Below are 3,238 nucleotides of genomic sequence, written 5' to 3'. Positions count from 1 at the left end.
CACACGGCGTGGCAATGACCTACTCTCACAGGACCAAAGGTCCAACTACCATCGGCGCTAAGAAGCTTAACGGCTGTGTTCGGAATGGGAACAGGTGTGTCCTTCTTGCTAGTATCACCACACCAAGTGTGCTTATGTTCGTTGAGTCCTTATCAAACTCAAAACTGAATAACACTCACAAATAAACCAACAATCTCGTGGTTAAGTCCTCGACCGATTAGTACTAGTCCGCTCCATATATCGCTATACTTCCACTTCTAGCCTATCTACCTGATCGTCTCTCAGGGGTCTTACTTCTTTCGAATGGGAAATCTCATCTTGAAGCTGGCTTCGCGCTTAGATGCTTTCAGCGCTTATCCATCCCACACATAGCTACCCAGCAATGCTCCTGGCGGAACAACTGGTACACCAGCGGTGTGTCCATCCCGGTCCTCTCGTACTAAGGATAGCTCTTCTCAAATTTCCTACGCCCGCGACGGATAGGGACCGAACTGTCTCACGACGTTCTGAACCCAGCTCGCGTACCGCTTTAATGGGCGAACAGCCCAACCCTTGGGACCGACTTCAGCCCCAGGATGCGATGAGCCGACATCGAGGTGCCAAACCTCCCCGTCGCTGTGAACGCTTGGGGGAGATAAGCCTGTTATCCCCAGGGTAGCTTTTATCCGTTGAGCGATGGCCCTTCCATATGGTACCACCGGATCACTAAGCCCGACTTTCGTCCCTGCTCGACTTGTAGGTCTCGCAGTCAAGCTCCCTTCTGCCTTTGCACTCTACGAATGATTTCCAACCATTCTGAGGGAACCTTTGGGCGCCTCCGTTACTTTTTAGGAGGCGACCGCCCCAGTCAAACTGCCCACCTGACACTGTCTCCCGTAGTCTATACGCGGGTTAGAGGGTTCATGTCACAAGGGTAGTATCCCACCATCGCCTCCATCTAGACTGGCGTCCAAACTTCATAGGCTCCTACCTATCCTGTACATGTTACACAAACACTCAATATCAAGTTGCAGTAAAGCTCCATGGGGTCTTTCCGTCCTGTCGCGGGTAACCTGCATCTTCACAGGTACTATAATTTCACCGAGTCTCTCGTTGAGACAGTGCCCAAATCGTTACGCCTTTCGTGCGGGTCGGAACTTACCCGACAAGGAATTTCGCTACCTTAGGACCGTTATAGTTACGGCCGCCGTTTACTGGGGCTTCAATTCGTACCTTCGCTTGCGCTAAGCACTCCTCTTAACCTTCCAGCACCGGGCAGGCGTCAGCCCCTATACGTCACCTTTCGGTTTGGCAGAGACCTGTGTTTTTGATAAACAGTCGCTTGGGCCTATTCACTGCGGCTGACTTGCGTCAGCACCCCTTCTCCCGAAGTTACGGGGTCATTTTGCCGAGTTCCTTAACGAGAGTTCTCTCGATCACCTTAGTGTTCTCCACTCGACGACCTGTGTCGGTTTGCGGTACGGGTTGGTTGTTCCTCACTAGGAGCTTTTCTCGACAGTTTGATTTGCCACCTTCGCTACTTAATTTCGCTCCAGGTCACGACTTATCCTTATGACAAGAAGCATTTTTCTCCTCGTCAGACTCATCGCTTCTACATCCACTTCCATCCGGATGCGTGGCACTACCTCCTGTGTCCCTCCATTGCTCAAACAGTTCAACCAAGTACAGGAATCTCTACCTGTTGTCCATCGCCTTCACCTATCGGCTACAGCTTAGGTCCCGACTAACCCTGGGCGGACGAGCCTTCCCCAGGAAACCTTCGTCTTTCGGTGGACGGGATTCTCACCCGTCTCGCGCTACTCATACCGGCATTCTCACTTCTATACGCTCCAACGCTCCTTACGGTACGCCTTCTCCGCCTATAGAACGCTCTCCTACCATTCATTGCTGAATCCACAGCTTCGGTGTACTGTTTAGCCCCGGTACATTTTCGGCGCAGGGTCACTCGACTAGTGAGCTATTACGCACTCTTTCAAGGATGGCTGCTTCTAAGCCAACCTCCTAGTTGTCTATGCAACCCCACATCCTTTTCCACTTAACAGTAACTTGGGGACCTTAGCTGGTGGTCTGGGCTGTTTCCCTTTCGACTACGGATCTTATCACTCGCAGTCTGACTCCCAGAGTTGAGTTTATGGCATTCGGAGTTTATCTGGATTCAGTAAAGCTTATGCCCCCCTCGTCCAAACAGTGCTCTACCTCCATCACTCTTGCTCTGAGGCTATACCTAAATATATTTCGGAGAGAACCAGCTATCTCCAAGTTCGATTGGAATTTCTCCGCTACCCACATGTCATCCAAACACTTTTCAACGTGTCCTGGTTCGGTCCTCCAGTGTGTTTTACCACACCTTCAACCTGCACATGGGTAGGTCACTTGGTTTCGGGTCGACGACACCTGACTTTCGCCCTATTCAGACTCGCTTTCGCTACGGCTCCGTTTCTTCAACTTAACCTTGCCAACTATCGTCACTCGCCGGTCCATTCTACAAAAGGTACGCCATCACCCCTTAACGGGCTCTGACTACTTGTAGGCACACGGTTTCAGGTACTCTTTCACTCCCCTTCCGGGGTGCTTTTCACCTTTCCCTCACGGTACTGGTTCACTATCGGTCACTAGGGAGTATTTAGCCTTACCAGATGGTCCTGGTGGATTCCGACGGAATTTCTCGTGTTCCGCCGTACTCAGGATACTCACGTGTTCGTTGTGTTTTCGTATACGGGGCTGTCACCCTGTCTCGCGCTACTTCCCAATAGCTTCTACTAACACGCTAAATCACTCATGTGAGTCCTACAACCCCATTGTGCATGCACAATGGTTTGGGCTCTTCCCGTTTCGCTCGCCGCTACTCAGGGAATCGAATTTTCTTTCTCTTCCTGCAGGTACTGAGATGTTTCAGTTCTCCGCGTCTACCTCACTTACGTGTGACATCCCATAACGGATGCCGGGTTTCCCCATTCGGAAATCTCTGGATCTTAGCTTACTTACAGCTCCCCAAAGCATATCGGTGTTCGTCCCGTCCTTCATCGGCTCCTAGTGCCAAGGCATTCACCGTGCGCCCTTTGTTTCTTAACCACATATTTCTCGCGCTTTTTTTTCTTTAACTCTGTAATTTCTTACAGACTCGGTCAATTCTCGGTTTCATTATTTCTTTTATTCAAAAAAATGATGTGTCATTAATGACTCGCATGAATCATTAATCACTATTTGTTGTGTTATTCAGTTTTCAATGAGCTAAGGT

Annotated in this window: 2 rRNA genes; both read right to left on the bottom strand. The window is 50.2% G+C overall.

The annotated features are described in order from the left end of the window. Positions 1 to 6 precede the first annotated feature (6 nt). A 5S ribosomal RNA gene (gene rrf / locus ACTQ54_RS12365) occupies positions 7 to 122 on the bottom strand. Between the two features lie 75 nt (positions 123 to 197). Continuing rightward, positions 198 to 3,072 (bottom strand): 23S ribosomal RNA (locus tag ACTQ54_RS12360). Positions 3,073 to 3,238: the final 166 nt, after the last annotated feature.

The sequence above is a fragment of the Fundicoccus sp. Sow4_H7 genome, from assembly GCF_052115865.1.
GTDB lineage: Bacteria > Bacillota > Bacilli > Lactobacillales > Aerococcaceae > Fundicoccus_A.
Note: the sequence above shows the minus strand (reverse complement) of the source record. Positions and strands in the feature narration are given on the sequence as shown.